The organism is Streptomyces krungchingensis, from assembly GCF_054729265.1.
Window position 1 is genome coordinate 2127505 of the sequence record NZ_JBPUKY010000001.1, and the last position, 21946, is coordinate 2149450.

Below are 21946 nucleotides of genomic sequence, written 5' to 3' on the forward strand. Positions count from 1 at the left end.
CCGCTCCGCTCACCGCGGCGCGCCGACGGCACTCCGGTCCCTCAGACCTTCGCGCTCTCGTCGGGGCGTGCCACGCACAGGGCCCAGATGATGAACCCCGAGAAGGCGATCATCACGATCGACCACACCGGGAAGTACGGCAGGGACAGGAAGTTGGAGATGATGATCAGCCCGGCGACCGCCACGCCCAGGACGCGTCCCCACATCGCGTCCTGGAAGAGCCCGATGCTGACGATCACGGCGATCGCACCGAGGATGACATGGATCCAGCCCCATCCGGTCAGGTCGAACTGGAACACGTAGTTGCGCGTGGTGAGGTAGACGTCGTCCTCGGCGATCGCGCTGATGCCCCGGAGGATGTCGAGGATCCCGGCGATCGCCAGCAGGACGGCTCCGAAGACCACGAGCCCCGTGGCCCAGTGATGCTTGGCCGTGTGTACGTGTGCGGTGTGTGTGGCGGTCATCCTGCTGCCTCGTTTCGTCTCGTCCGGCCCGCTCAGCGGCCGGAGGCGGAGGTGGAGGAAGTGGAGGAGGTGGGGGTTGCGGAGCCCGTACCGGCTGATGCGCCGTGGCCGCTGAGGACCAGTTCCTTGGCGCGGCGGAACTCCTCGTCCGTGATGTCGCCGCGGGCACGGATCTCGGACAGCTTGGCGAGTTCGTCGGCGCTGCTGGCGCCGCCGGCGGTCTCACGGATGTAGGTGTCGAAGGCGCTCTGCTGGGCCTTCGCCGACTCCAGCTCCCGATGGCCCATGCTCTTGCCGCGGGCGATCAGATAGACCAGGACGCCCAGGAACGGCACGATGATGACGCACAGCAGCCAGCCGGCCTTGCCCCAGCCGCCCAGGGCGTCGTCGCGGAAGATGTCGCCGATGATCCTGAAGAGCAGGATGAACCACATGATCCACAGGAAGAACCAGAGCATGGTCCAGAAGGCGCTCAGCAGCGGATAGTCGTACGCGAGATACGTCTGCGCGGTCATGGTCTCTCCTCCGTCCCGGGCGTTCGCCCGGCAGGCGTTCTGTGCCGTTCTCAGCGTGCCGGGGGCAGGACCGGGCGGCCTCACCCCGGGCGGGTGATCTTGTGTTCCACTACGGGTGACGGGGGTGCGTCGGTCCGGGGTCTCAGACCGTCGCGGTCGGACCGGTGGGACCGGTCGGGTAGTCGGTGAGCGTCTTGCGCAGCGCCGCCCGCCAGGCGAAGGCGAGGATCAGCTCGGCCACGCCGAGCAGCACCATCCACAGTCCGAGCAGCCGGGTCAGGGCGCGGGCCGACTCGGTCGGCAGGGCCAGTACGACGATGCCGGCGACGATGCCGAGGACCGCGGCACCGATGACGAACCCGCGGTGCGGCAGGTCCTTGGTGGCGATGGCCGTGTACGCGGTCAGCATGCCGGACACCAGCCAGACGATCCCGACGATCAGCGAGAGCGCGGCGATGGTCTGCATCGGGTTCCGCAGGCAGAGCACTCCGGCGAGGACGAACAGCACCGACAGGAGCAGTCCCGGGAGCCGTTCGCCGTGTTCGTGCCGGGAGAAGGCCGACACGAAGCGGAACCCTCCGGTGACGAGCAGGTAGAGGCCGAGGAGCACCGCCAGGATGTGCAGGGTCTCCTCGGGCCAGACGAGGATCAGGACGCCCGGCACCAGCGTGGTGATCGCCGAGCCCAGGATCCAGGTCCACGAACTGCCCAGTCCCGCAAGCAGTTCCGCCGCGTCCGCGGTCGAGTCGGACGCCGCCTCGTCGGGCATGTGTTCCGGTCCGGTCTGCGGTGCCGGGCCACGCGAAACGGTCATGGCTCCTCCTCGCGCGATCGAACGGGTCGTTCCGGACCGCCGACGCGGCGGTGTGCGGAGACCTCGCCGAGCCAGCGTCCCGCGGGCCACCGGCTTCCGGATCACCCTCGGCGGGTGAACTGCGGGCGGCACCGGCGAGGGGGCGGGGCGCTGCCTCGCCGGGTCAGTCCGTCTCGGGCAGCGGGCGCATCTCCACGACGCGCAGGCCCAGCGACTGACAGCGGGCCAGGAGCGCGTACAGATGCGCCTCGTCGACGACGGGGCCGAACAGCACGGTCTGACCGGACATCACCACATGGTCCAGCTCGGGGAAGGCTTTGGTCAGCGTCTCCGACATGTGTCCTTCGACGCGGATCTCGTAGCGCATGAGCTGCTCTCCCGCATGCGGCCTGGGGGCAGGCGGACGGCGCCCTTCCATCGATCCTCCTTCCCGGCGCCCGGTCCGGCCTCACCCGGTGCAGGTGATACGAGGACCGGCTCTTGCGTGCGCCGCAGGTCAGTGGGTGAGGAACAGCTTGAGCGAGATGATCACGAGGCCGAGCACCAGATTGACCGAGGCGCTGACGGCGACGAGGTTCCACGAGGCACCGGCACGCCGTGCCGCGGTCGCCGACCAGCCGACCTGGCCGGCGACCGCGACGGCCACGGAGAGCCAGATGGCGCCCTGGACGCCCAGCCCCAGCAGCGGGCTGACGGCGACGGCGACGGCCGGTGGCACGGCGGCCTGGACGATCGGCCACTCCTCGCGGCACACCTCCAGGACGACGCGGCCGTCGAGGCGGCGCTGTGCCATCCGCGCCCCGAACAGCTGGGCATGCACGTGGGCGATCCAGAACACGAGACCGGTGAGCAGGAGCAGCACCACCAGCTCGACGATGGGGAAGTCTCCGAGGGTGCCGGCTCCGATGACCACGGACGCGGCGAGCATGGATCCGTAGACGGCACCCGTGTAGTTGGCGTGGGCCCTGCGCTCGGCCCTGCGGGCGCGGCGGGCTGCGGAGGAGTGGCGGGTCCATGGCATGCAAGGTCTCCCGTGGGCATCAGCTCGGGGCGCCGGGCGCAGCGCCGTCGTCGGGCCGCCCCGGACGTCGGGGAGCACCCGGGTCGTGCGTGCTGCCGGCCCGGCCGGCGGGCAGGTGCGGGGTGACGAGGAAGCTGGCCAGCGTGATGCCTCCGGTGGCGAGGATCGCCGCCCGCAGGCCGTCCAGCTGCGCCGACGCGTACGAGTCCGTGACCGCGTCGACCTGGCCGGGCGGCAGCCCGGCGTCCTCGGCCGCCGCGTGCACCTGGGCGGTGGAGACGAAGTTGACCCCGGCTTCGAGAGCGACGCCGGTCTGCCGCCGGGCCTCGTCGGACAGCCGCGGATTCTCCTGCACCTGGGTGGTGAAGGCGTGTGCCAGGGCGCCGATGAGGATCGAGCCGATGAGAGCGGTGCCGAGCGCCGACCCGAGGTTCTGGGCGGTGAACTGGAGTCCGCCGACCTCGCTGCGTTCCTCCTCCCCGGCGCTGGACTGGACGACGTTGCCCAGCTGCGACGCCAGCAGGCCCATCCCCACGCCCAGCACGGCCATGGCCCAGGCGAACCGGGCGTCGTCGATGGCAGGGTCGATGGTGGCCAGCAGCCAGACGATGGCCACCGCCAGCGTCGCGAGCGCCAGCCGCACCACCAGACGCGGTCCCGCCACCCGTGCCAGCGGCGAGCCGCACAGGGAGGCCACGAGCATGGTGACGGACACCGGGAGCAGACGCAGTCCGGTCTCGAAGGCGTCGAACCCCTGCACCACCTGCAGGTAGAGCGGGATGGTGAAGAACAGTCCCAGAAGGATCAGGTTCTGGCTCAGCAGCGTGAGCAGACCGGCGCGCAGCACGGGGCGGCGCAGGAGCGCGAGGTGCATGAGCGGGTCGGCCCCGAGGGCGTCCCTGCGCCGCTCCCAGCGGACGAAGACCGCGAGGACGGCCACCCCTGCTCCGACGACGAACAGCGTCGGGGCGAATCCGAGGACGGTGAAGGGCGGGTTGCGCGGCTGCACCCAGCCCCAGGAGCTGCTCTGCAGCACCCCCAGGACCACGAGCGCCAGTCCGGCCGCCGACAGTGCGGCGCCGACGCCGTCCAGCCGGGGCCGGTGGCCGCTCGGCTCGGGCTCCGCGATGACCCGGTAGGTGCACAGCACGGCCGCGACGACCACGACCTCACCGGCGAAGACGAGGCGCCAGGTGAGGTACGTCGTCACCCAGCCGCCGAGGAGCGGGCCGACCGCGATCCCCGCCCCGGCGAGCCCTCCGATCACGCCGTAGGCGACGGCGCGGTCGGCTCCGCGGTAGGAGGCCGCGACGAGGGCCGCCATGGCGGGCAGCACCAGGGCCGCGCCGAGGCCCTCGATGATCGACCAGCCGAGCGCGAGGACCCACAGGGTGGGCGCCAGGGCGGTCAGGGCCGAACCCGTCCCGTAGACGACCATGCCGATGACGAAGACTCGGCGACGGCCCAGGATGTCCCCGAACCTGCCACCGATGATCATGAAAGCGGCCATCACCAGCGCGTAGAGGGTGATCACCGCCTGGATGGCGGTGACCTCGGTGTCGAAGTCCTCGACCAGCCGGCTGATGGACACATTCATGACGGAGGTGTCCAGGACCATGAGGAACTGGGCCGTCCCCAGCACGATCAGCGCCCGCCAGCGTCTCACTGTGTCCACCTCACCGACTCGGCCCGGGGCCCCGCAGAGCGGGCCGGGCGGCGGCCGGTGCGTACCGTGCCGTGCTCCCATCCCACCGGATGAACGCGCCCTCCGCCTCACCCGCCGCGGGCGACGGTGCGGCGCCCGGCTCGTCGTCGCCCACCTGCGGCGGGACCGCATGGGCGGGCCGCACCGCCGCCCTCCCCCACGCACCACCGCGAGGGGGGCCGACCGTCCAGCCCGACCGACGCCACCGCCGCGGGACCGACACGACCGTCCTCCCGCCCAAAGGCGGCCACACGGCGAGACCGGGTCCGCGGCCGACGGCACCCGCCCACCGCGAGAGCACACACCCGACCGTCCTCCCTCACCGGCAGCACCACGGCGAGGGACCGACCCGGCAGCCGACACCCACCGACGAGCATCTCCGCGAGACCACCTCCGGCCCCCGGCGGCAGGTCCGCGGCGGCGGACCACGCGTTCACAGCAGACGCAGTTCGCGGGCCCGGCGCACGGCCTCGCCGCGCCGGTTGACCGCCAGCTTGCGGTAGACGCTCTTGAGATGGGTCTTCACCGTGTTGACGGACACGAACAGGTCGGCGGCGATCTCCTCCGTCGACATCATCTGTGCCAGCCGCCGGAGGACATCGAGCTCACGGGCGCTCAGTTCCTCCACGACCACGGAGGAGGGCGCGGGTTCGGGTCGCGGCGGCTCACCGGGGCGCGACGCGGCGGCCGTGAGCCAGCCCGCCGACAGTTCCTGGAGCGGCGCGGACTCCATCAGGCGCCGTACCCAGGGCCCGGCTTCGAGGAAGGGGCGCCGCAGCCGTTCGCGGCGGGCCTTGAACAGCGCCTGGGCCACCAGTCTGCGGGCGGTGTCGACGTCCCCGGCCGCCTGGGCGGCCTGCGCGCGCACCAGTGTGGCGCGGACGGTCACCGCAGGACCCGTGCGGCCCTCCGTGTGCAGGCCGTCGAGCATGTCGAGCGCCGCGCCCGGGTCACCCACGGCGAGCTGGACGCGCGCCGCCTCGACGGCGCACGCGGGCTGGTCGTCGGGCGCGTGCCGCAGCACCTGTGCCGCGGTCTCGGGTCTGCCCTCGGCCAGGTGCGCGGCGGAGGCGACGAGCGCGGCGTGGCCCTCGGCCCACGGGGACAGCACGTCGGCGGCGACCGCCGGTCCCGACGCTTCCAGGGCGGCCCGCGGATTGCCGCGGGCCAGCAGCAGGCGCGCCGTGACCAAGGCCCGGCCCGCCGCCAGCACGGGGTCCTCCCGCGGGGGACGGGAGTCTGCCGCCTCGTCGAGAAGCGCCTGGGCCTGCGCGAGTTCGTTGCGGTCGACGGCCACGGCGGCCAGGACCAGCCGGCCCATGCCGGACGCGGTCGGCCGGGACAGTCCGAACCGCTCGGTGTCCGTCGCGGCCTCCAGTGCCTTGCGTTCCGCCCTGCCGATCCAGCCGTCCAGGTAGTCGATGAGCGCCAGGTGGCACAGGGACTCCTCCCTGGGGAGGGCCGTGGACGCCCCGCCGGTGCTCCCGGCCACCGTGGTCAGGGCGGCGCGCGCGTCCTCGAAGCGACCGGCCCACAGCCGTGTGGCGCCCAGGTGAGTGAGGAGCAGGGCGGCGAGTTCCGGGTGCTTCTCCACGAGGTGGGCGGGGACTTCGTGCCGCCACTCCTCCGCGGTCTCCGCCGCCTTCTCCGCACGTACCGGCGAGCCGGTCAGCCGGGCGACGAGGGCTTCCAGCAGGGCTCGGCTCAGCTGGGCCGCCGCCAGATCGGGCATGTCGGCGGCGAGGGCCTCCTCGGCGTGGTGCAGGTGGACCAGACCGCGGTCGAGGTCGAACCGGGACAGGTCACGGGCCGCCCGTACGAGGTCGGTGGCGGCGCTGGTGGCCTCCGGTCCCATCCGTGAGAACAGTTCGTCCAGGCCGTCGGAGCTCAGGCCGGTGAACAGCTGCCCGATCGCCAGATCGTCGACGAGGGCCCGTGCGGTGAACTCCCAGTCGCCCGCGGCGGCGCCGTGCGCGAGGGTCTCCTGGAGGGACCCGGAGTGGCGCAGCCACTGGGCGGCGCTCCGGTGCAGTTCGGGTTCGAGTCCGGGCGAGCGCACCCGCAGATGGGCGCGGAGGATCTCCCCGAACAGGGGGTGCAGCCGGTACCAGGAGTGCCCGAGGTCCTCGACGAAGGCGTTCTCGCGGTGCAGTTCGGCCAGGATGGGTTCGGCGTCGGTCCGCCCGGTCAGCGCGTTCGCCAGGTCGGGGCAGAAGCGTTTGAGGACACTGACGCGCAGCAGGAGGTCCTGGGTCTCCTCCGTCTGCCGCTTGAGCACCTCGGCCAACAGGTAGTCGGCGACCGTACTGCGCCCGGCCTCGAACTCCTTCAGGTAGACGACCGGATCGGGGCTCTCCTGGGCGGCCAGGGCGCACAGGCGCAGCCCGGCGGCCCAGCCCCGGGTGCGGTCCACGAGGGAGGCCGCGGCGTCCACGGGCAGGCTCAGGCCGTGCATCTCCAGGAGTTCGGACGCCTCTTCGGCGGTGAAGGCGAGTTCCGCGTCACGGATCTCGGTCAGGTCGCCGGCCGCCCGGTAGCGGTGCAGCGGCAGCAGCGGTTCGGTGCGGGTGACGATGAGCAGGCGCATGCCGGGCCCGGCGTGGTGCAGGACGAATTCCAGCTGCTCCGCGATCTCCGGGTCGGTGACGCGGTCGTACTCGTCGAGCACGACGATCGCGGGCCGGTCGCGGCCGCTGAGACCCGCGGCGAGGCGGGCCAGCAGGGTGTGGTCCACGCGGCTCGCGTCGGCGGGGAAGCCGATCTCCGCGGGCACCGGTACGCCCGAGACCCGGAGGGCCTGGAGCAGGTAGGCCCAGAACACGCCGCGCCGCTGGTCCGCCGAGTCGTTGGTGAGCCAGGCGACGGGCTGGCCGAGGCCTGCGGCCCAGTCGGCCACCAGCAGGGTCTTGCCCGAGCCCGCGGCTCCGTTGACCATCGTCAGGGGCGTCAGCAGGGCCTGGTCGAGATGGCTGACGAGGCGCTCCCGCCGCAGGAACGTGTCGGGTCTCGCCGGGAGGGCGAACCGTGTCCGAAGGAACGGGTCACCCAGGGGATCGACACACGGAATGCCGGACCCCGCCCCCTCGTCGTCGATCGCAGCCATGGCGCTCACCACCACCGTCCGTCAGGGCATGGGCAGCGATACCCCCCTCAGGATCCCAGCTTTCCGCCGCACCCGCGCGCCGCGCAGTCGGCCGGGCACACACGGCAGCGGCCGGCGCCGGACGCCGACGCGGCCCGCGGCGGGGTGCCGGCGCGTCCGTGACCGGGCGCCGAGACGCGCGCGCTGGTCCTCGTCCGCGTCGTGGGGAACGCTGGGAACCATGACCACCATCGCCATCATCGGAGCCGGCCCCGGTCTCGGCGCGGCCGTCGCGCGGCGGTTCGGCCGTGAGGGGTACGACGTCGCCCTCGTCGCACGCGACCAGGGCCGCCTGGACGCGCTGGCCGACCGGCTCGCGGCCGACGGTGTGCGGGCGCGCGGCTTCGCCGCCGACGTGCGCGATCCGAAGGCCCTGGCGGCCGCCCTGGACGCGGCGACCGCGATGCTGGGACCGATCGAGATCCTCCAGTACAGCCCGGTTCCGCACCGCGACTTCATGCGGCCGGTGCTGGACACCGGACCCGAGGACCTCGTCGGGCCGATCGAGTTCTCGCTGTACGGACCGGTCACCGCCGTCCGGCACGTGCTTCCCGGCATGCGCGCGCTCGGGAGCGGGACCGTCCTGTTCGTCAACGGCGGTTCCGCCGTGGTCCCGCACGCCGAGCGCGCGGGCACGTCGATCGCGTTCGCCGCCGAGGGCGCGTACGCGCGCCTGCTGCACGACACGCTGGCGCCCGAGGGCATCCACGTGGCGCAGCTGATCATCCCGGGCGCGATCGTGCCGGGGCACCACCGCAAGGACCCGACCGTGCTCGCCGAGACCCTGTGGCGCCTCCATCATGAGCGGCACGGTTTCCGGCACTTCGCCGACGACCTTGATTCGTGATGCTCGGTGCGGGCCCCCGCTGCGGGAGCCCGCACCGGGTTGGTGCGCCGGGCCGATAGGGCCGCCGCGCACTTACCGGCGAGGCAACCACGCCGTCACCATGAGAGAGGCAGTTTGGCCAGTGATGCCTGAAATGCGTTGATCTCTAGGAGGGCTCATGGACGCCCCGACCGCCACCACGGCAGACGCCGCCCCGCGGGACGACGTACAGGAAGAGCCGACCGTGCACATCCTCTGGATCAACGCGGGGCTGAGCTGCGACGGGGACTCCGTCTCGCTGACCGCCGCGAGCCAGCCCAGCATCGAGGAACTGGCGCTGGGCGCCCTGCCCGGACTGCCCAAGATCGCGGTCCACTGGCCCCTGATCGACTTCGAGTGCGGGCCCGTGCAGGGTGCCGACAACTTCGTCGACTGGTTCTTCAAGGCCGACCGCGGCGAGCTGGAACCCTTCGTCCTCGTCGTCGAGGGCTCGATCCCCAACGAGCGGGTCAAGCCCGAGGGGTACTGGTGCGGCTTCGGCGACGACCCGGAGACGGGCCAGCCGATCACCACCAGCGAGTGGCTGGACCGGCTGACGCCCAAGGCGCTGGCCGTCGTGGCGCTCGGCACCTGTGCGACGTACGGCGGCATCCACGCGATGGCGGGCAACCCCACCGGGGCGATGGGCGTCCCGGACTACCTGGGCTGGGAGTGGAAGTCCGAGGCGGGCATCCCGATCGTGTGCGTCCCGGGCTGCCCCGTGCACCCCGACAACGCCTCCGAGACCCTGCTCTACCTGCTCTACCAGGCGGCGGGCGCGGCCCCCATGATCCCCCTGGACGAGGAGCTGCGGCCGTCCTGGCTGTTCGGCGCCACGGTCCACGAGGGCTGCGACCGGGCCGGGTACTACGAGCAGGGCCAGTTCGCCACCGAGTACGGCTCTCCCGAGTGTCTGGTCAAACTCGGCTGCTGGGGCCCGGTGGTGAAGTGCAACGTGCCCAAGCGCGGCTGGATCAACGGCGTGGGCGGCTGCCCGAACGTGGGCGGCATCTGCATCGCGTGCACCATGCCCGGCTTCCCGGACAAGTTCATGCCCTTCATGGACGAGCCGCCGGGCGGCCATGTGTCGGCGACGGCGAGCGGCATCTACGGCTCGGTCGTCCGACGGCTCAGGCACATCACCGAGAAGACCGTCGAGAAGGAACCGAAGTGGCGCGGCAAGGGCGAGAAGCTCACGACCGGCTACAAGGCCCCGTGGTGACACCGGTTCCCCGCTGAGGAAGACACCCGACAGGAAGGCGGCACGGCACCATGGCGACGGCGACGAACAAGCCGGCCGGTGACGGCCTGATGGAGATGTCGTGGGACCCGATCACCCGCATCGTGGGCAGTCTCGGCATCCACACGAAGATCGATTTCGCCGCGAAGCGCGTCGCGGAGTGTTACAGCACCTCGTCCGTCTTCCGCGGCTACAGCGTGTTCATGCGCGGCAAGGACCCGCGGGACGCGCACTTCATCACCAGCCGGATCTGCGGCATCTGCGGCGACAACCACGCCACCTGCTCCGTCTACACCCAGAACATGGCCTACGGCGTGGCGCCCCCGCACCTCGGCGAGTGGATCATCAATCTCGGCGAGGCCGCGGAGTACATGTTCGACCACAACATCTTCCAGGAGAACCTGGTCGGCGTGGACTACTGCGAGCGGATGGTCCGCGAGACCAATCCGGGCGTGCTCGAACTCGCCGAGCGCACCGAGGCACCGCACGCGGCCGATCACGGCTACCGCACCATCGCCGACATCATGCGCTCGCTCAACCCGCTGGAGGGCGAGTTCTACCGCGAGGCGCTCCAGGTGAGCCGCTACACGCGCGAGATGTTCTGTCTGATGGAGGGCCGCCACGTGCACCCCTCCACCCTCTACCCCGGAGGCGTCGGCACCGTCGCCACCGTGCAGTTGTTCACCGACTACCTCACCCGGCTCACCCGCTACGTGGAGTTCATGAAGCGCGTCGTCCCGCTCCACGACGACCTCTTCGACTTCTTCTACGAAGCGCTGCCCGGCTACGAGGAGGTCGGTAAGCGCCGTGTGCTGCTGGGCTGCTGGGGCTCGCTGAACGACCCCGAGCACTGCGACTTCCGGTACGCGAGCATGGAGGACTGGGGCCGGCGGATGTTCGTCACCCCCGGCGTCATCGTGGACGGCAACCTGGTCACCAACAGCCTGGTCGACATCAATCTCGGTATCCGCATCCTGCTCGGCAGTTCCTACTACGAGGACTGGGCGGGCATGGAGAAGTTCGTCGAGCAGGACCCCCTGGGCAACCCGATCGACGAGCGGCACCCGTGGAACCAGCACACCGTCCCCGCGCCGCAGAAGCGCGACTTCGACGACAAGTACAGCTGGGTCATGTCGCCGCGCTGGTTCGACGGCACCGACTACTTGGCCCTCGACACCGGAGGCGGCCCGCTCGCCCGGCTGTGGTCCACGGCCCTGTCCGGACTCGTCGACATCGGCTACATCAAGGCCACCGGCCACAGCGTGCAGATCAACCTGCCGCGGACGATGACCAAGCCGGAGATGTCGCTGGAGTGGCGGATCCCGCAGTGGAGCAACGCCATCGAACGCAACCGCGCCCGGACCTACTTCCAGGCGTACTCCGCCGCCGCGGCCCTCCACTTCGCCGAGCAGGCCCTGGAGGAGGTGCGCGCGGGACGGACCCAGACCTGGGAGAAGTTCGACGTGCCGGACGAGTCGATCGGCTGCGGCTTCACCGAGGCGGTGCGCGGAGTGCTCTCCCACCACATGGTGATCAGGGACGGCAAGATCGCGAACTACCACCCGTACCCGCCGACTCCATGGAACGCCAGTGTGCGGGACAGCTACGGCACACCGGGCCCGTACGAGGACGCGGTGCAGAACACGCCCATCTTCGAGGAGAACCCGCCCGAGAGCTTCAAGGGCATCGACATCATGCGGGCCGTCCGCAGCTTCGACCCGTGTCTGCCGTGCGGCGTGCACATGTACGTCGGCGGCGGCCGGACCGTCCAGCAGACGCACATGCCGACGGGGCTGAGCGGCCTGGCCGTCTGACCTTCCGAGGAGAGGGGATCCGATGGCCGGACAGGAAACGGGTGAGCGGATCGCCGCGCTCCTCGACGAACTGGCGCGGCAGGCGGGACCCGAGGCGCGTGACACCGCGGACGAACTCGTGTGCTGCATCGTGGAGTTCTACGGCGAGGGCCTCGCGCGGACGGTACGGCTGCTGCGCTCCGCACCGGACGGCGCGGATCCCCTCGCCGTCCTCACCGCCGACGAACTCGTCAGCGACCTGCTGATCCTGCACGACCTGCACCCCGAGGACACCCTCACCCGGGTGGGCCGTGCGCTCGACAAGGTGCGGCCCTACCTCGGTTCGCACGCCGGCGACGTCGAGGTCGCGGGGCTCGACGCGGAGGGGGCGGACGGGCCGACGCTGCGGCTCCGGCTGCGCGGCAGCTGCGAAGGCTGCCCGTCCTCCACCCAGACCGTGCGCTGGACCATCGAGGAGGCGATCGCCCGGACCGCCCCCGAGATCGCGCACATCGAGGTCGAGGGGATGACCGAGGACACCCGCGAGGCGCCCCTGCTGCAGATCCTTCCGCACCGCCCGGACGACGTTCCCGGCGGCCCTCCCTTCCCCGCCGCCGACGGGCCGGCGCACTGGTACACCGTGGGCCCGCAGGCCCTGCCCGCGCACGAACGGGCCACCCGTGCGACGCGGGTGGCCGGGCAGGCCCTGCTGCTCGTACGGCTGCCGGGACAGCTCTACGCCTACCGCGACCGCTGTCCGGCATGCGGCACGGGCCTCGCCGACGCGGCCCTCGACGGCGATCGGCTGCGCTGCTCACAGTGCGCCGCGGAGTTCGACGTCCGGACAGCGGGCCGCGGCGCGCTCGGACACCTGGAGCCGGTACCACTGTTGGAGGAGAGCGGGTCGGTGCGGGTGGCGCTGCCCGGTGAACTGCTGGGGGCGGGGCCGTGACCGCGGACGTGCTGCGGCAGTTCACCCGCCGGCCGCCGCCCCCCGGGGAGCGGTGCGACCTGTGCGGGGAGCCGCTGCCCGCCGAGCACCGCCATCTCGTCGACACGACCCGGCGGTCCCTCAAGTGCGCCTGCCCGCCGTGCCATCTGCTCTTCACCCGGCCCGGCGCGGGAGTCGGCCGCTTCCGCGCCGTCCCCGACCGGTACCTCACCGACCCCGACTTCGCCCTCGACGAGAGCGACTGGACCCGGCTCCAGATCCCCGTGGGCCTCGCCTTCTTCTTCCGCAACTCCGCCGTCGACCGGCTCGCGGCCTTCTATCCCAGTCCGGCGGGCGCGACCGAGAGCGAACTCGATCCGCAGACCTGGGACGCGGTGCTCGGCCGCACCCCGCTGACCGGCCTGCTCGTACCCGACGTGGAGGCACTGCTGCTGCGCTACGAGCGCGGCGGTCCGGTGACCTGCACCCTCGTGCCCGTCGACGTCTGTTACGAGCTCGTCGGCCGGATGCGGCTGCACTGGAAGGGGTTCGACGGCGGCGCGGAGGCACGCGCGGACATCGACGCGTTCTTCCGCCGGATCGCGGCCGCGGCCAGACCCCTGGACGCGGACTCCCCCGACGCCCCGTCCCCCGCGGAGCCCGGCGACCCGCCCCCGGAGACCGGGGGCGCACCATGACGGACCTCCACTTCCAGTGCACCGGCGTACGGCCGGAGCCCTTCGGCGCCGGGCCGACCCTGCTGTTCGGGCTGCGGATCGAGGAGGCCGACCACCAGCCGGTGCACGCCATCGCCCTGCGCTGCCAGATCCGCATCGAGCCGGCCCGGCGTCAGTACGAACCGGAGGAAGTCGGCATGCTGGGCGACCTGTTCGGTGAGCCCGACCGCTGGAGCAGCACCCTCAAGCCGCTCCAGTTCGCCCACGCCTCGATCACGGTGCCGGGCTTCACGGGCACGACGCACGTCGACCTCCCGGTGCCCTGCACCTACGACACGGAGGTCGCGTCCGCGTCGTACTTCCGGGCGCTCTCCCGGGGCGAGGTCCCGCTGCTCCTGCTCTTCTCCGGCACGGTCTTCACCGGCCGCGACGGCTTCCGCGCGGAGCCCATCCCCTGGCACAAGGAGACGTCGTTCCTGATGCCGGTGGACGTGTGGCGGAGCATGATCGAGCAGTACTTCCCGCACACGGGCTGGCTGCGGATCCGCCAGGACGTGCTGGAAGCCCTGCGGCGCTACCGCTCGGCACGTGCTCTGCCGTCCTGGGAGCAGGTCTTCGAGGAACTTCTCGCCACCGCCGACGCGAAGGGGGGCGACTGAGATGCGCAATCCCCTGGAGGACGGCTTCGGACAGGCCCGCGCGGTCGCCGACGCCGTCCTGTTCGAGGGGTACGTCCTGTACCCGTACCGCGCCTCGTCCGCCAAGAACCAGCTGCGCTGGCAGTTCGGCGTCCTGGTGCCGCCCGGCTGGGCCGCCACCGGCGGGGAGCACGCCGTCCAGCGCACCGAGGTCCTGCTGGAGCCCCGGGCCGGCGACCGGCTCCACGCCGAGCTGCGCTTCCTGCACGTACGGCGGCGCACGGTCGAACGGCTCGGGTCCGACGGCCGCTACACGGGGGTGGCCGAACTGGAGCTGCCCGACCGGGTGCTGGTCCCCTGGGACGAGGGCCACGAGGAACGCGTCCTGATCCACGCGCCCTTCGACGAACTGACGGAGCCTCAAGCGGCCGCTCGTGTGGTGAAGTTCGACCTGCCGCCCGCGACCGAGCGCGAGCCCGTCACGGACTCCGAGGGCCGGACCGTGGGCCGGCTCGTCCGGCACCGGGAGCGGCTGTCCGGTGAGCTGCGCCCCCTCGTCGAGGAACTCCCGGGCCCGTACCGGGTGTTGCGGCTCACGATCGCCGTGCACAACACCACGGACGCGGACGTCGCCGACCGTACGGAGGCACTCGCCCACAGCATGATCGGCACCCATCTGCTGCTCGGCGTGCCCGGCGGACGGTTCCTGTCGATGACGGACCCGCCGGAGTGGGCCCGCCCGGCCGTCGCGGAGTGCCGCAACGACCACACTTGGCCGGTGCTGGCGGGGCCGCCCGGCGCGGAGGAGATCATGCTCTCCTCGCCGATCATCCTGGAGGACCATCCGGCCCTCGCCGACGAGAGCCCGGGCCCGCTGTACGACGCCACCGAGATCGACGAGATCCTCTCGCTGCGCACGGCCGCGCTCACCGAGCGGGAGAAGCGCGAGGCACGGGGCACGGACGCGCGCGCCGCCGAGGTCGTCGACCTCGTCGACAGCATGCCGCAGGCGGTACGCGAGCGGCTGCACGGGGCGATCCGCGGTCTGCGCGAGGTCACGGGGGAACCCGGTCCCGAAGAATTCGCCCCGGCCGGGCCGGTCCCCGCGCGGGCCGGGCCGGGCCTCGCGGCGGCCGGTGCGGGCTCCGGGGCCGCCGACCCGTACCCGGCGCCGGAACCGGGATTCCCGCCCGCCGCGACCGGCCTGACCCTGCCGGACGGCCCGGGACAACCTTGGTGGGACCCCGCGCAGGACCCCGCCGCCGATGAGGAGGTACCGGCCGCCGTCGTCGTCGACGGCCGGACCGTGCGCGCCGGAAGCAGGGTGCTGCTCACACCGGGCGCCCGGCGCTCGGACGCCCAGGACGAGTTCCTCTTCGGCCGGCGCGCCACGGTCGAGGCGGTCGTCGGAGACTTCGACGGCGAGACGCATCTCGCGGTGGTCGTCGACGACGACCCGGGCACCGACCTGCGCCGCGCACAGGGCCGCTTCCTGTACTTCCGGCCCGACGAGGTGGCACCGCTGGAGGAGGAGGCACCATGACCGAGCCGGACGGGGCACGCCGGATCCTGGTGGCGGGAGTCGGCAACGTGTTCCTTCAGGACGACGGATTCGGTGTGGAGACGATCCGGCGTCTCGCGGACCGTGCCGGTGAACTGCCGCCCGGCACCGAGCTCATGGACGCCGGTATCCGGGGCGTGCACCTCGCGTACCGCCTGCTGGAGGGCTATCGCACCCTCGTGCTCGTGGACGCCGTCAGCCGCGGCGGCCGGCCCGGCACGCTGTACACCGTCGACGTCGGGCCCGAGCCGCCCGACACGCCACCCGCGCCCATGGACAGCCACGCCATGGACCCCGCGAGCGTCCTGGCGCTGCTGCACGACCTGCACGCCGGTGCGGGCGGCACCCTCCCCGAGGCGGTGTACGTCATCGGCTGCGAACCGCGCTCCACGGACGAGGGCATGGGTCTGACCGCGCCGGTGGCCGAGGCGGTGGAGGCCGCCGTGGACCTGGTGCTCGACCTGGTGCGCCGCGACACCTCCGTACCCCAGAGGAGCTGACAAACGATGGAGGCAACCATGGAATGGACATGGGTGGGCGTCGCCGCGGGCCTCGTACTGGCCTACGGAGTCGCCAGGAACCTGCCGGACATGCGCCGTTACCTGCGCATGCGGCGCATGTGATCCCGGATCAGCGCCTCGGTCTCCCGCAACTGCCCGTCGGCGGGCCGGGGACCACCGGGCCGCGAACCGTCCACGGGCCGGGCACCGTCGGCGGGCCGGGGGCCGTCGGCGCCTCGCGTGCCCCGCGCGCGTCCGTCGGCGGCCGCCCCGGGCCCGCCCGCGCCCGGCGCCCGCCCGCCGGTACCGGACCCGGACGCGTCGGCGGACGGCCGGCGCGCGGCGGGGCCGGGGGCGCCACCGCGACCGTCCCGGCCGCCGACGTCCTCAAGCTGCACATACCGTTCGAGGAAGAGGTGGAGGGTGCTGTGCAACTCCCCCAGGCGCACGAACCACAGCGCGAGGTCCATCGCACCCTGCTGGGTGATCGCGTAGACACGGCGCGCGGGACCGCTCGCGGAGGCGTGCCAGCGCGAGGTGACCTCGCCGCTGCTCTCCATGCCGCGCAGCAGCCGGTACACGTGTGCCGGATCGGTGTCGGCGCAGCCGAATCCACCCAGGCGTTGCACCAGCTCGTAGCCATGGCCTTGACGCTCGGCCAGGAGCAGGAGAAGCACCGGGGTGAGCAGAGCGCGCCGTTCGACGTCATGCCCAGTCATGGTCCTCTCAGCCTAGCCAGCCGGGCGCGACCCACAATTTCGCGGAGCGCGCGGCCGGCCGGCGCACGGACCCGGGCGGGTGGCGCCCGTGCATGAGCTGTCCATCGCCGTCGCCGTCGTCGAGCAGGTCGAGGAGGCCGTACGGGGACAGGGCTCCGCGGTCGAGTCGCTGACCCTGCGGATCGGCGAGCTCGCCGGTGTGGTGCCCGAGGCCCTGGACTTCTCGTTCGGGCTCGCCACGGAGGGAACCGCGCTGGCGGGGGCACGGCTGCTGATCGAGACTGTTGAGGCGCGGGCGCGCTGCGACGGGTGCGGCCGCGAGGCCCCCACCGGGATGCCTCCCGTGCTGTGGTGTGCCGACTGCGGGAGCACGCTGACCCTGCTCGGCGGCCGGGAGCTGGAGATCGTCCGGGTGGTGGTCGCCGACGGAAGCCCGGACGGTGGAACCCCGCACCGCGGGCCGCGGGCCGCCCCGGCGACGGGCCGGACGGACGACCAGGAGACGAGCCATGTGCCGCACCGTTGACCTTCATCAGGCCGTCCTCGCCAAGAACGACGAGAACGCGCTGACCCTGCGGGGCTATCTGGGTGACCGGGGCACCACCGCGGTGAACCTGCTGTCCAGTCCCGGCAGCGGCAAGACGGCCCTCCTGGAACGGCTGTTGGCCCGTGCCGTGGCCGAGGGCACTCCCGCCGCCGCGGTCACCGCGGACCTGGCCACCGAGAACGACGCGACCCGGTTGGCCCGTTCGGGTGCCCCGGTGCGGCAGATCCTCACCGACGGGCTCTGTCATCTGGAGGCGGGCATGCTCCGGCGGCAGCTGGACGGCTGGCTGCCCGAGGGCACCCGGATCCTGTTCGTCGAGAACGTCGGCAATCTCGTCTGCCCCGCCTCCTACGACCTCGGCGAGACCCTGCGCATCGCGCTCGCCTCGGTGACCGAGGGCGAGGACAAGCCCGTCAAGTACCCGACGGCCTTCGGCCTCGCGCATCTGGTGGTGGTGACCAAGACCGATATCGCGGACGCCGTCGGCTTCGACCGTGGGGCGTTCCTGCGCGGCGTCGAGCAGGTCAATCCCGGGGTGCCCGTCCTGGAGACGTCCGCGCGCACGGGGCGGGGCGTCGACGCGCTGCTGGACCACGTGCTGCGCTGCGCGGCCGGCGAGGCGCCGCACACGCCCGTGCTCGCGCAGGAGCACGCCCGGCACCTGCACAGCCACGAGCACGAGACCGGACCCGCACAGGCGAACGGACACCACCCGCAGACGGCGGGGCAGCGGCCGTCCGGCGCCGGGCACGCGCACACGACGGATCGCCGCGCGTCCGGCCCGGGGGACCCGCACACCGCGCACCGCCCCGTCGGCCCGGGGCACCCGCACGAGCAGGAGCCCGCCAGGTGAGTCCGTCCCCGGGGCGCGAGCGCAGGCACATCACCGTCAGGGGCGTCGTTCAGGGAGTCGGCTTCCGGCCGTTCGTGTACACCCTCGCCGAGCAACTCGGCCTGACCGGCTGGGTCACCAACAACGCGCAGGGCGTCGAGGCCGAGGTGGAGGGGCCGGCCGCCGCCGTCGCGGAGTTCTGCGAGCGCGTCGGGACGCGGCCCCCGCCGCTCGCCGTCGTCGAGTCGGTCGAGCACCGCGTCGTGCCGCCGGAGAACGACGGCTCGGTGTTCACCATCCGGCCCTCCGCCGGCGGCCCGGGCCGCACACTGGTCTCCCCGGACACGGCCACCTGCGACGCCTGTCTGAGCGAGCTCGCCGACCCGGCCGACCGGCGCCACCGGCATCCGTTCATCACCTGCACGCACTGCGGTCCGAGGTTCACCATCGTCACCTCGCTGCCCTACGACCGGGACCGGACCACCATGGCCGGGTTCCCGATGTGCGCCGACTGCGCGGGCGAGTACACCGATCCGGCCGACCGGCGCTTCCACGCCCAGCCGATCGCCTGCCCGGCCTGCGGCCCGCGGCTCACCCTGCGGACCGGGCCCCACGACGCCGACGGGCCGCGCGACGCGGCGGCACTGGCCGAGGCCCGCCGGATGCTGGCCGAGGGCGCCGTGGTCGCGGTGAAGGGGCTCGGCGGCTATCACCTGGCCTGCGACGCGGGCGACCCCTCGGCCGTGCGCACCCTGCGCAAGCGCAAGAACCGGGGCGACAAGCCGTTCGCCGTCCTGGCGGACTCCCTGGCGACGGTGGAGCGGCTGGCCCTGGTGGGCGACGCCGAGCGCGAACTGCTGCTCGGGCCGCGCAAGCCGGTCGTCCTCCTGCGGCGCCGGACGTCCACCTGCGCCGACGTGGCCGCGGCGGTCGCCCCGGGCAGTCCCGACCTCGGGGTCATGCTGCCGTACACGCCGCTGCACCGGTTGCTGCTCGGGCTGCCCGGAGATCCTCCCGGCCCGGCCGTCCTGGTCATGACCAGCGGCAACCGGTCGGGCGAGCCGATCGTCACGGACGACGCCGAGGCACTGACCCGGCTGGAGGGTCTGGCCGACGCCTGGCTCGCCCACGACCGCCCCATCCACGTGCCGTGCGACGACTCGGTGGTGCGGGTGTGCGCCGGGGTCGAACTGCCGGTGCGCCGCTCACGCGGGTACGCCCCCTTCCCCATCGCCCTGCCGGTGCCCGTGGTCCCGGCGCTGGCCACCGGCGGCGACCTCAAGAACACCTTCTGCGCCGGTGACGGCCGCTACGCCTGGCTTTCCGCACACGTCGGCGACATGGACGACCTGGCGACGCTGAACGCCTTCGAGCGGGCCACCGCGCAGCTGACGGACCTCACCTCCGTCGCACCGCGGCTGCTGGTCGCCGACCGGCACCCCGGCTACCGCTCCACCCAGTGGGCGCACCGCGAGGCCCGCGCACGTGACCTGCCGCTGCGTCAGGTGCAGCACCATCACGCCCACGTCGCCTCCGCCATGGCCGAGCACGGGCTGGACGGCTCCGAGCCGGTCATCGGGATCGCCTTCGACGGGACGGGGTACGGCGACGACGGCGCCGTGTGGGGCGGCGAGGTGCTGCTCGCCGACTACGACGGGTACCGCAGGTTCGCCCATCTGGGCTATGCGGCCCTGCCGGGCGGCGACGCCGCCGTGCGCAACCCCTACCGGATGGCGCTGTCCCACCTGCGCACGGCGGGACTGCCCTGGTCGGAGGAGTTGCCGTGCGTCGGGGCCGCCACGCCGGAGGAACGGCGCCTGCTGCGACGGCAGCTGGAGCGGAACCTCAACTGCGTGCCCACCTCCAGCATGGGCCGGCTGTTCGACGCGGTGTCCTCGCTGGCGGGCGTCTGCCACCGGGTGGAGTACGAGGCGCAGGCGGCGATGGAGCTGGAGAACGCGGCTCTGGAGGACCTGTCCGGCGCCTCCGGGTCGCCCGCCGGCCTCCTCGACGACGGGCGAAAAAGTGCGTACCGGTTCATGCTGAGACCGGTCCGTCAGGACCCGGAGGCACCGTTGGTCGCCGATCCGGCGCCGGTGCTGGCCGCTGCCGTCGCGGATGTCCGCGCCGGGGTCGCGGCCGGTCCGGTGGCGCGTCGGTTCCACGCGGCGGTGGTCTTTCTCGTCCAGGAGGTGTGCGCGGTGGCACGGGAACGCACCGGCATCGGCACGGTCGCCCTCAGCGGCGGCGTGTTCTGCAACGCCCTGCTGACCGAGGGCTGCTGCGCCGTTCTGGAACGGGACGGCTTCGCCGTCCTGCGGCACCACAGGGTTCCCCCCAATGACGGCGGTCTTGCGCTCGGACAGCTGATCGTCGCCGCCCGCGCCACGCGGTAGCGCGGGAGTACTGCACGAGCGAGTCAGGAGCGACCCATGTGTCTGGCCGTACCCGGCCGAGTGCTGAAGATCGAGGAACGTGACGCGACGCGGATGGCCAAGGTGGACTTCGGCGGTGTCGTCAAGGACGTGTGTCTGGAGTACGTGCCGGACATGCAGGTCGGCGACTACGCCATCGTCCACGTCGGGTTCGCCCTGCAACGGCTGGACGAGCGGTCGGCGAAGCAGACCCTGGAGCTCTTCGAGAACCTCGGGGTCCTGGAGGAGGAGTTCGGCGACGCCTGGGGCAAGGCCGCCAGGGACGCGGGCGCCGAACGCCCCGCCGGAACCGGACTCCCGGACACCGGACCCGCCCCCACGAACGGCGCCCGGCCCGGCCACGACGGGCCCGCCGCCGAGGACAGTGCCGACAAGGAGGCGCGGTCATGAAGTACCTGGACGAGTTCAGCGACCCGGTCCTCGCCAAGCGGCTCTTCGACGACATCAGGGCGGTCACCACACGGCCCTGGTCCCTCATGGAGGTCTGTGGCGGGCAGACGCACTCGATCATCCGTCACGGCATCGACCAGCTGCTGCCCGAGGAGATCCAGCTGATCCACGGGCCGGGCTGTCCGGTGTGCGTGACACCTCTGGAGATCATCGACAAGGCGCTGGAGATCGCCTCCCGCCCGGACGTGATCTTCTGCTCCTTCGGGGACATGCTCCGGGTGCCCGGCAGCGGTCGTGACCTGTTCAAGGTCAAGAGCGAGGGCGCGGACGTACGGGTCGTGTACTCCCCGCTGGACGCGCTGAAGATCGCCCAGGAGAACCCGGACCGTCAGGTCGTCTTCTTCGGCATCGGCTTCGAGACCACGGCCCCGCCCAACGCGATGACCGTCTACCAGGCCAAGAAGCTGGGCATCACCAACTTCAGCCTGCTGGTCTCCCACGTGAGGGTGCCGCCGGCCATCGACGCGATCATGAATTCACCGGACTGCCGGGTCCAGGCGTTCCTCGCCGCGGGCCACGTCTGCACGGTCATGGGCACCGCCGAGTATCCGGAACTGGCCGAGCGGCACCGGGTGCCCATCGTGGTGACGGGCTTCGAGCCGCTGGACATCCTGGAGGGCATCCGCCGGGCGGTGCGGCAGCTTGAGTCGGGGCGGCACACCGTTGAGAACGCCTACCCCCGGGCCGTTCAGGCCGACGGCAGCCCCGCGGCGCGCGCCATGCTGGCCGACGTCTTCGAGGTGACCGACCGGGCGTGGCGCGGCATCGGCACCATCCCGCAGAGCGGCTGGCGGCTGTCGCCCAAGTACCGGGACTACGACGCCGAGCACCGCTTCTCGGTCACCGGCATCGAGACCGAGGAGTCGACGGTGTGCCGCAGCGGCGAGGTCCTCCAGGGCCTCATCAAGCCGCACGAGTGCGCGGCGTTCGGCAAGGAGTGCACACCGCGCAATCCGCTGGGCGCGACCATGGTCTCCAGCGAGGGCGCGTGCGCCGCCTACTACCTGTACCGGCGGCTGGACGCCCCGAACGAGGAGGCGAGCAGCGTTGTCTGACTCCGCTTCGGCACCCGTCGACTTCTCGTCCTGGACCTGCCC

General features: G+C 72.4%; 22 protein-coding genes. 14 read left to right on the plus strand and 8 right to left on the minus strand.

Annotation, left to right across the window (positions count from 1 at the left end; genetic code table 11):
- Nucleotides 1–41: 41 nt before the first annotated feature.
- The 7 genes from ACSYGO_RS09480 to ACSYGO_RS09510 all read right to left on the minus strand — a co-directional run bounded on the left by ACSYGO_RS09480 (nt 42) and on the right by ACSYGO_RS09510 (nt 7622).
- A complete protein-coding gene (locus tag ACSYGO_RS09480; protein WP_426678673.1) occupies nt 42–464 on the minus strand; it encodes a DUF7144 family membrane protein in 423 nt (140 codons plus the stop codon).
- A 32-nt stretch (nt 465–496) separates the two neighbouring features.
- Complete coding sequence (locus ACSYGO_RS09485; protein WP_460386481.1) at nt 497–979, minus strand: SHOCT domain-containing protein; 483 nt, start codon at nt 977–979, stop codon at nt 497–499.
- A 142-nt stretch (nt 980–1121) separates the two neighbouring features.
- Nucleotides 1122–1793, minus strand: coding sequence for an HdeD family acid-resistance protein (locus ACSYGO_RS09490; protein ID WP_432186790.1), 672 nt, complete (start codon nt 1791–1793; stop codon nt 1122–1124).
- A 163-nt stretch (nt 1794–1956) separates the two neighbouring features.
- Nucleotides 1957–2160 (minus strand): hypothetical protein, encoded by a 204-nt coding sequence (locus tag ACSYGO_RS09495; RefSeq protein ID WP_028800342.1) that lies wholly within the window; start codon nt 2158–2160, stop codon nt 1957–1959.
- Nucleotides 2161–2289: 129 nt separating this feature from the next.
- Complete coding sequence (locus tag ACSYGO_RS09500) at nt 2290–2814, minus strand: hypothetical protein (protein WP_426678676.1); 525 nt, start codon at nt 2812–2814, stop codon at nt 2290–2292.
- A gap of 19 nt (nt 2815–2833) precedes the next feature.
- The gene (locus ACSYGO_RS09505) at nt 2834–4480 is read right to left on the minus strand and encodes an MFS transporter (protein ID WP_432172322.1); all 1647 of its coding nucleotides are present in this window, start codon (nt 4478–4480) and stop codon (nt 2834–2836) included.
- A gap of 472 nt (nt 4481–4952) precedes the next feature.
- Nucleotides 4953–7622, minus strand: a complete 2670-nt coding sequence (locus ACSYGO_RS09510) for a LuxR C-terminal-related transcriptional regulator (RefSeq protein WP_460386482.1) — start codon at nt 7620–7622, stop codon at nt 4953–4955.
- A 220-nt stretch (nt 7623–7842) separates the two neighbouring features.
- On the opposite strand from ACSYGO_RS09510, the gene ACSYGO_RS09515 reads away from it, so the two are divergent.
- From ACSYGO_RS09515 to ACSYGO_RS09555, 9 genes are all read left to right on the plus strand, one after another.
- Nucleotides 7843–8508, plus strand: a complete 666-nt coding sequence (locus ACSYGO_RS09515) for an SDR family NAD(P)-dependent oxidoreductase (protein WP_460386483.1) — start codon at nt 7843–7845, stop codon at nt 8506–8508.
- Between the two features lie 157 nt (nt 8509–8665).
- The gene (locus ACSYGO_RS09520) at nt 8666–9748 is read left to right on the plus strand and encodes an NADH-quinone oxidoreductase subunit B family protein (protein ID WP_426678680.1); all 1083 of its coding nucleotides are present in this window, start codon (nt 8666–8668) and stop codon (nt 9746–9748) included.
- 50 nt (nt 9749–9798) lie between these two features.
- Nucleotides 9799–11580, plus strand: a complete 1782-nt coding sequence (locus ACSYGO_RS09525; RefSeq protein WP_426678681.1) for a nickel-dependent hydrogenase large subunit — start codon at nt 9799–9801, stop codon at nt 11578–11580.
- 22 nt (nt 11581–11602) lie between these two features.
- A complete protein-coding gene (locus ACSYGO_RS09530) occupies nt 11603–12511 on the plus strand; it encodes a NifU family protein (protein ID WP_460386484.1) in 909 nt (302 codons plus the stop codon).
- Nucleotides 12508–13188 (plus strand): DUF5947 family protein, encoded by a 681-nt coding sequence (locus tag ACSYGO_RS09535; protein WP_460386485.1) that lies wholly within the window; start codon nt 12508–12510, stop codon nt 13186–13188. The genes ACSYGO_RS09530 and ACSYGO_RS09535 overlap by 4 nt, the downstream gene beginning before the upstream one ends.
- The gene (locus ACSYGO_RS09540; protein WP_432172317.1) at nt 13185–13826 is read left to right on the plus strand and encodes a DUF6084 family protein; all 642 of its coding nucleotides are present in this window, start codon (nt 13185–13187) and stop codon (nt 13824–13826) included. Before ACSYGO_RS09535 ends, ACSYGO_RS09540 begins: the two co-directional genes overlap by 4 nt.
- A gap of 1 nt (nt 13827) precedes the next feature.
- Nucleotides 13828–15348 (plus strand): hypothetical protein, encoded by a 1521-nt coding sequence (locus tag ACSYGO_RS09545; protein WP_460386486.1) that lies wholly within the window; start codon nt 13828–13830, stop codon nt 15346–15348.
- Nucleotides 15345–15866, plus strand: a complete 522-nt coding sequence (locus ACSYGO_RS09550) for a hydrogenase maturation protease (RefSeq protein WP_426678686.1) — start codon at nt 15345–15347, stop codon at nt 15864–15866. The genes ACSYGO_RS09545 and ACSYGO_RS09550 overlap by 4 nt, the downstream gene beginning before the upstream one ends.
- A gap of 18 nt (nt 15867–15884) precedes the next feature.
- A complete protein-coding gene (locus tag ACSYGO_RS09555) occupies nt 15885–15989 on the plus strand; it encodes a DUF6893 family small protein (RefSeq protein ID WP_373557516.1) in 105 nt (34 codons plus the stop codon).
- Here ACSYGO_RS09555 and ACSYGO_RS09560 read toward each other — a convergent pair.
- Nucleotides 15965–16585, minus strand: a complete 621-nt coding sequence (locus tag ACSYGO_RS09560) for a helix-turn-helix transcriptional regulator (RefSeq protein WP_426678687.1) — start codon at nt 16583–16585, stop codon at nt 15965–15967. The genes ACSYGO_RS09555 and ACSYGO_RS09560 overlap by 25 nt on opposite strands.
- 88 nt (nt 16586–16673) lie before the next feature.
- Here ACSYGO_RS09560 and ACSYGO_RS09565 point away from each other — a divergent pair, with 88 nt between their 5' ends.
- The 5 genes from ACSYGO_RS09565 to hypD are packed head-to-tail and all read left to right on the plus strand — an operon-like array spanning nt 16674 to nt 21904.
- Nucleotides 16674–17111 (plus strand): hydrogenase maturation nickel metallochaperone HypA/HybF, encoded by a 438-nt coding sequence (locus ACSYGO_RS09565; protein ID WP_432172313.1) that lies wholly within the window; start codon nt 16674–16676, stop codon nt 17109–17111.
- Entirely contained in the window at nt 17095–17985 is an 891-nt protein-coding gene (gene hypB, locus ACSYGO_RS09570) for a hydrogenase nickel incorporation protein HypB (protein WP_460386488.1), read from the plus strand. Before ACSYGO_RS09565 ends, hypB begins: the two co-directional genes overlap by 17 nt.
- Nucleotides 17982–20360, plus strand: a complete 2379-nt coding sequence (hypF, locus tag ACSYGO_RS09575) for a carbamoyltransferase HypF (protein ID WP_426678690.1) — start codon at nt 17982–17984, stop codon at nt 20358–20360. The genes hypB and hypF overlap by 4 nt, the downstream gene beginning before the upstream one ends.
- Before the next feature lie 36 nt (nt 20361–20396).
- Nucleotides 20397–20789, plus strand: a complete 393-nt coding sequence (locus ACSYGO_RS09580) for a HypC/HybG/HupF family hydrogenase formation chaperone (RefSeq protein ID WP_426678691.1) — start codon at nt 20397–20399, stop codon at nt 20787–20789.
- Entirely contained in the window at nt 20786–21904 is a 1119-nt protein-coding gene (hypD, locus tag ACSYGO_RS09585) for a hydrogenase formation protein HypD (protein WP_426678692.1), read from the plus strand. The genes ACSYGO_RS09580 and hypD overlap by 4 nt, the downstream gene beginning before the upstream one ends.
- Nucleotides 21905–21946: the final 42 nt, after the last annotated feature.

What these genes read in the sequence shown, in the direction of transcription:
- ACSYGO_RS09480 (WP_426678673.1), bottom strand. Translation starts at nt 464, where the DNA reads ATGACCGCCACACACACCGCACACGTACACACGGCCAAGCATCACTGG.
- ACSYGO_RS09485 (WP_460386481.1), bottom strand. Translation starts at nt 979, where the DNA reads ATGACCGCGCAGACGTATCTCGCGTACGACTATCCGCTGCTGAGCGCC.
- ACSYGO_RS09490 (WP_432186790.1), bottom strand. Translation starts at nt 1,793, where the DNA reads ATGACCGTTTCGCGTGGCCCGGCACCGCAGACCGGACCGGAACACATG.
- ACSYGO_RS09495 (WP_028800342.1), bottom strand. Translation starts at nt 2,160, where the DNA reads ATGCGCTACGAGATCCGCGTCGAAGGACACATGTCGGAGACGCTGACC.
- ACSYGO_RS09500 (WP_426678676.1), bottom strand. Translation starts at nt 2,814, where the DNA reads ATGCCATGGACCCGCCACTCCTCCGCAGCCCGCCGCGCCCGCAGGGCC.
- ACSYGO_RS09510 (WP_460386482.1), bottom strand. Translation starts at nt 7,622, where the DNA reads ATGGCTGCGATCGACGACGAGGGGGCGGGGTCCGGCATTCCGTGTGTC.
- ACSYGO_RS09515 (WP_460386483.1), top strand. Translation starts at nt 7,843, where the DNA reads ATGACCACCATCGCCATCATCGGAGCCGGCCCCGGTCTCGGCGCGGCC.
- ACSYGO_RS09520 (WP_426678680.1), top strand. Translation starts at nt 8,666, where the DNA reads ATGGACGCCCCGACCGCCACCACGGCAGACGCCGCCCCGCGGGACGAC.
- ACSYGO_RS09525 (WP_426678681.1), top strand. Translation starts at nt 9,799, where the DNA reads ATGGCGACGGCGACGAACAAGCCGGCCGGTGACGGCCTGATGGAGATG.
- ACSYGO_RS09530 (WP_460386484.1), top strand. Translation starts at nt 11,603, where the DNA reads ATGGCCGGACAGGAAACGGGTGAGCGGATCGCCGCGCTCCTCGACGAA.
- ACSYGO_RS09540 (WP_432172317.1), top strand. Translation starts at nt 13,185, where the DNA reads ATGACGGACCTCCACTTCCAGTGCACCGGCGTACGGCCGGAGCCCTTC.
- ACSYGO_RS09545 (WP_460386486.1), top strand. Translation starts at nt 13,828, where the DNA reads ATGCGCAATCCCCTGGAGGACGGCTTCGGACAGGCCCGCGCGGTCGCC.
- ACSYGO_RS09550 (WP_426678686.1), top strand. Translation starts at nt 15,345, where the DNA reads ATGACCGAGCCGGACGGGGCACGCCGGATCCTGGTGGCGGGAGTCGGC.
- ACSYGO_RS09555 (WP_373557516.1), top strand. Translation starts at nt 15,885, where the DNA reads ATGGAATGGACATGGGTGGGCGTCGCCGCGGGCCTCGTACTGGCCTAC.
- ACSYGO_RS09560 (WP_426678687.1), bottom strand. Translation starts at nt 16,585, where the DNA reads ATGACTGGGCATGACGTCGAACGGCGCGCTCTGCTCACCCCGGTGCTT.
- hypB (WP_460386488.1), top strand. Translation starts at nt 17,095, where the DNA reads ATGTGCCGCACCGTTGACCTTCATCAGGCCGTCCTCGCCAAGAACGAC.
- ACSYGO_RS09580 (WP_426678691.1), top strand. Translation starts at nt 20,397, where the DNA reads ATGTGTCTGGCCGTACCCGGCCGAGTGCTGAAGATCGAGGAACGTGAC.
- hypD (WP_426678692.1), top strand. Translation starts at nt 20,786, where the DNA reads ATGAAGTACCTGGACGAGTTCAGCGACCCGGTCCTCGCCAAGCGGCTC.